This window comes from Ornithinimicrobium sp. (assembly GCF_035267225.1).
Taxonomy (GTDB): domain Bacteria; phylum Actinomycetota; class Actinomycetes; order Actinomycetales; family Dermatophilaceae; genus Ornithinicoccus.
In genome coordinates this window covers 1-4,245 of sequence record NZ_DATFMA010000092.1, presented here as the reverse complement: position 1 = coordinate 4,245, position 4,245 = coordinate 1, and the positions used below count along the sequence as shown (strand labels likewise).

Annotated in this window: 5 protein-coding genes and 2 tRNA genes; 4 read left to right on the top strand and 3 right to left on the bottom strand. The window is 68.2% G+C overall.

The window, feature by feature from the left end; genetic code table 11:
* Positions 1-68: 68 nt before the first annotated feature.
* Together VJ976_RS08900 and VJ976_RS08895 are read left to right on the top strand one after the other, a co-directional pair.
* Positions 69-139 (top strand) — tRNA-Cys (locus VJ976_RS08900).
* A 25-nt stretch (positions 140-164) separates the two neighbouring features.
* Positions 165-236 (top strand) — tRNA-Val (locus VJ976_RS08895).
* An 87-nt stretch (positions 237-323) separates the two neighbouring features.
* Here VJ976_RS08895 and VJ976_RS08890 read toward each other — a convergent pair.
* Positions 324-1,172, bottom strand: a complete 849-nt coding sequence (locus VJ976_RS08890; protein WP_324099850.1) for an SDR family NAD(P)-dependent oxidoreductase — start codon at positions 1,170-1,172, stop codon at positions 324-326.
* Between the two features lie 91 nt (positions 1,173-1,263).
* Here VJ976_RS08890 and VJ976_RS08885 point away from each other — a divergent pair, with 91 nt between their 5' ends.
* Entirely contained in the window at positions 1,264-1,938 is a 675-nt protein-coding gene (locus tag VJ976_RS08885; protein WP_324099849.1) for a TetR/AcrR family transcriptional regulator, read from the top strand.
* A gap of 57 nt (positions 1,939-1,995) precedes the next feature.
* Here the strand turns inward: VJ976_RS08885 and VJ976_RS08880 are convergent, their stop codons facing one another.
* Both VJ976_RS08880 and VJ976_RS08875 read right to left on the bottom strand, forming a co-directional pair.
* Positions 1,996-2,298 carry an alpha/beta fold hydrolase gene (locus tag VJ976_RS08880; RefSeq protein ID WP_324099851.1) on the bottom strand — a complete coding sequence of 101 codons (303 nt, stop codon included), beginning with the start codon at positions 2,296-2,298 and terminating at the stop codon, positions 1,996-1,998.
* 113 nt (positions 2,299-2,411) lie between these two features.
* Positions 2,412-3,140, bottom strand: a complete 729-nt coding sequence (locus tag VJ976_RS08875; protein ID WP_324099848.1) for an SDR family oxidoreductase — start codon at positions 3,138-3,140, stop codon at positions 2,412-2,414.
* An 82-nt stretch (positions 3,141-3,222) separates the two neighbouring features.
* Here VJ976_RS08875 and VJ976_RS08870 point away from each other — a divergent pair, with 82 nt between their 5' ends.
* Positions 3,223-4,107 (top strand): amidohydrolase family protein, encoded by an 885-nt coding sequence (locus VJ976_RS08870; RefSeq protein WP_324099847.1) that lies wholly within the window; start codon positions 3,223-3,225, stop codon positions 4,105-4,107.
* Positions 4,108-4,245 lie beyond the last annotated feature (138 nt).

The following is a 4,245-nucleotide window of genomic DNA, read 5'->3' as shown; positions in this document are numbered from 1 at the left end:
CCAAGGTTGAGGTCGCCGGTTCGAGCCCGGTTGTCCGCTCTGAGGCTCAAGACCACCAGCCTCTGCACGGTGGAGTGGCCGAGAGGCGAGGCAACGGCCTGCAAAGCCGTCTACACGGGTTCAAATCCCGTCTCCACCTCGCGGCAGCACAATGCTTGACGCTCGGGCGATTGGCGCAGCGGTAGCGCGCTTCCTTGACACGGAAGAGGTCACTGGTTCGATCCCAGTATCGCCCACCGAGCAACAGTCATCCTCGCCTGCAGAGGCCCCGGTCCAAGGACATCTTCCTCGCTGATGAGGCTGCAGACCGAGCTGGGTCGCTTTCACAGCCCGAAGCTTCGGCGCACCCCGCCTTCAAACGCACGCTCTGGCATGAGGCGGCGCAGTCGCGGCAACCAGAGTGCATCTTGCCCCGCCCGGTAGCGGGCCCGTGGGCGTGGGGCGGCGACGACACGGCTGACGAGGGCAGCGACCCCGGCGGGGTCGCTGCCATGACGCAAGCCGTGATCGAGACTGACGTTCAAGGCCGAGCGGAGGGTGTCGTAGTCGGGGATCGGGTTCTGCGGGGGTGTGGTGTCCACGCTCATACCGGTGCGATGAAAGCCGGGTTCGATCACGCTCACGGCAATGCCCAGTGGCGCGACCTCGAATCTCAGCGCGTCGGCGTGGCTGGCGACGGCAGCTTTGCTGGCGGCGTACGTGGCCTCACCGGGTGTGGGCAGCAGCCCAGCGAGAGACCCGATCTGGATGATGCGTCCGGTTCGGCGGGGGCGCATGTGAACCAAGACCGCGCGGCTCATTGCGATCACCCCGAAGTAGTTGGTCTCGAAGACGGCTCGGGCGGCATCCTCGGACAGCTCCTCGTCCGGCCCCGTGGCGAGGACACCCGCGTTGTTCACGAGAACGTCGATGTGGCCGGCTCGAGTCACCACCTCCTCGACACAGCCTTGGACGCTGTCGGGATCGCGCACGTCCAGCGTCACCCCCGTGACGGCGGAGAAGCCGGCTCGCGGTTTCCGGCTGGCGCCGAAGGTACGGAAGCCGTCGGCAGCGAGCCGGCGAGCGATGTGGAGCCCTAGCCCGGAGGAGGCCCCGGTGACGAGGGCAACGCGCGTGCAGGTCTCGGCGGGTCCGACAACCGGGTTGGAGTGACTGCGGGTGGAATCAGCCATGAAGGCACGCTTCCTCGACGTGTATTGACATTGTCAATAGAGGCTCGCATGTGATGATTGACAGTGTCAACCAACACGCTAGGGTGGCTTCGTGCCCGCATCTGCCCCGTCGTCAGGTGAGACGTCCGCGTCCTCGCGCAAGCGCGTCTACTACGCCGGCGACCTGCGACGCGACCTCATGGACGCCGCCCTGGTCGCCGCGACCGAGTGTGGGCCGAGCCACGTCAGCCTGCGCGATCTCGCCCGCCGGCTGGGCGTGAGCCACGCTGCGCCCAAGAACCATTTCGCCGACAAGCGGGCCCTCTTCACCGCCCTTGCCGCCGAGGCACATCACAGACTCGCCGACTCGATGGACGACGCGATGCTCCGAGCCGATGCTGAGGACCCGGTGCAACGACTGCTCGCCTCCGGCCGGGCCTACCTCCACTTCGCTCGGCAGAAGCCGGGCTACTTCACGGTGATGTGGCAAGAGGACCTGCACGACCGCACCGACCCCGCGCTCCTCGCCGCCTCCGCGCGGACCTTCGGATCGCTGCTTGCCCTGGCCGGTGAGGTCACCACCTCACACCGGAACGGGGCCCTTGAAGGTCAGGACCCCGTCGCTGTGGCCCTGCTGGCGTGGACTCTCGTCCACGGACTTGCCGACCTGTCCGCCGGGGGAGCGATGGACGACGTCCCGGGCCCCCACGATCCGCACGAGTGGGACGAGGTGCTGCTCGGGCTTGTGCAAGGGCTACTCAACGGCCGCAGTGAGCCGCGTCCGTGAGGAGCCCGGCGGTAGCACGGCCCTCAGTCGTACCACCCGCACGCCGGCTGCGGTGGCTCAGGTCGAGGTGAGGCTCTCGTCAAAGAAGCTCGTGAGCTCTCCGGCCAGGACATCGGGATGGGTGAGCGGGCCGGCGTGTCCGGCGCCCGCAGACCACCCCACCAGTCCCACCGGCTCGGCAAGGCTCTCGACGTAGGGGGCGTAGTCGGCGCCGATCCGGTCGATCTGAACGTTCGGGTGGTCCCCACTGCGACATCGGCCCCGCATGCTCGGCAGATGACAGGTGAACCGGTCGGCCAGGTACGGGACGAGGGCCTGCCAGTCGAGGTCACCATCGCCCATCACCCCCTGCAAGAACACCAAAGGGGGACCCTGACCCTGCACCGCCGCGAGCAGCGACGCAACCATGGTGCTTGGCGCATGCGTGCCACGGGGCCACGTGGTCACTCGCGGACAGCACGCCTGTCCCCGCGCTACTGGCTGCAGTAGCCCCCGTCGATGGGCAGGCACACGCCTGTGATCATTGAGGCACCGTCGCCGAGGAGGAAGACGATCGGTGCGGCGATCTCGTCCTCGGTGGCCCAGCGGCCCAAGGGCATCGTCTCGAGGTACGGTCCTCCGACCTCGTCCTGTCCCCAGTGCCCAGCCGACATCGGGGTCATCACCACCGTCGGGTTCACAGAGTTGACCCTGATGTTGTGCTTGCCCAGCTCCAGAGCGCTGACCCGGGTGATGTTGTCCAGCGCCGCTTTGGACGAGCCGTAGGAGATGTGCCCGTGCAGGGCGACCAGGCTGGCCTGGGACGAGACGTTGACGATGGCTCCACCGCGGCCGAGCCGGATCATCGACCGTGACGCGTACTTGGTGACCAGCAGCGCGCCGCGGGCGTTGATGGCGATGACCTCGTCGAAGACGCTGATGTCGGTCTCCATCGGAGTGGCGATCTCACCTCCGTTTCCTCCGCAGTTGACCACCCCATACAGGTCAAGGCCCTCTATTGCGTCGCGGACACTGTCCTCCGAGGTCAGGTCGAACGCCAGTGTGCGGGCGCCCGTCTCCTCGGCCAGTGTCTCGAGGTTGCGCACGGAGCGCCCCGAGGCGGTGACGTCCGCGCCCGCGGAGACCAGCTGACGCACCGTGGCAGCGCCGATTCCACCACTAGCCCCGGTCACCAGCACGGGGCGTCCGTTGAAGTCACTCATGGTTCTCGGTCTCCTCGGAGAGGTCGCAGGGGTGGAGGGGTCAGACCAGCCTAGGGAATGTGTCGAGCGCTAGGTTGCTTGTGTGAGGATCATCGACGCCCGGGTGCGACTCCCGCAGGACCAGCGTCCAGCCGGCCGGTACGAGGCCCCGACCCGGCAGACCGAGCAGTACGACCGCGTACTCGGGCTGACCGACAAGATGAACTCCGGCACCCTCGAGGCTCTTCTGCGCGTCATGGACGCCCAAGGGATCGGCCGAGCCGTCATGCACGCGGAGTCCGAGGGCGGCGAGGACATGGACGCACTCAACATCGGCCTGCGTGGCGTTCTGGACGCTCACGCGGACCGGTTCGTCGGCATCGGCTCCGTCGACGTCGGCCAGCCCTTGCCGACCGCGATGGTGGCGCAGGCCATGCGCGCGGCCGACCTCGGGCTGCTGGGCATCTCGTTCCAGCCCGCCTTCTTCGGCCGCGACATCGATGCGCGCGAGCTGTACCCGCTCTACTCCCGGGCCGAGGAGATCGGCCTGGTCGTGGCCGTTCACACCGGCATCACCTACAGCCGGATGCACCCGCTGCGGCACGAGCGCCCCGAACTGCTTGACCAGGTGGCGTGTGACTTCCCGGACCTGCGTCTCATCGCCTGCCACGCCGGCTGGCCGTGGGCCACCGAGTACGCGGCGGTCGCCCGGCGACACCCGACGGTGTACCTGGAGTTCGGCGGGTTGGCCCCGAAGTACGTAGCCCGCCCCGGAACCGGGTGGGACGCGATCTTCGGGATGATGGCGAACGTCCTGCGCGACCAGGTCCTGTACGGCAGCGACTGGCCGGTGATGCAGCCGGAGCGTGCCCTGAGGGAATGGCGGGAGTCCGGCCTGCCCGACCACGCTCTCGAGGCGTTGTTCACCACGAACGCGCAACGGCTCTTCGGCCTCGACGCAGCCGGCAGCACCCGCACCGGACCGTGAACCCGACGCTGGCCGCCGAACTTCGAGCAGCGGCTGCCGTCTCACCCGACCGAGTCTTTCTGCGCACCGTGCACGACGAGCTCACCTACGCCCAGGCGGACGCGGCAGTGAGCGCGCGCGCTGCGGACCTGCGCGCGG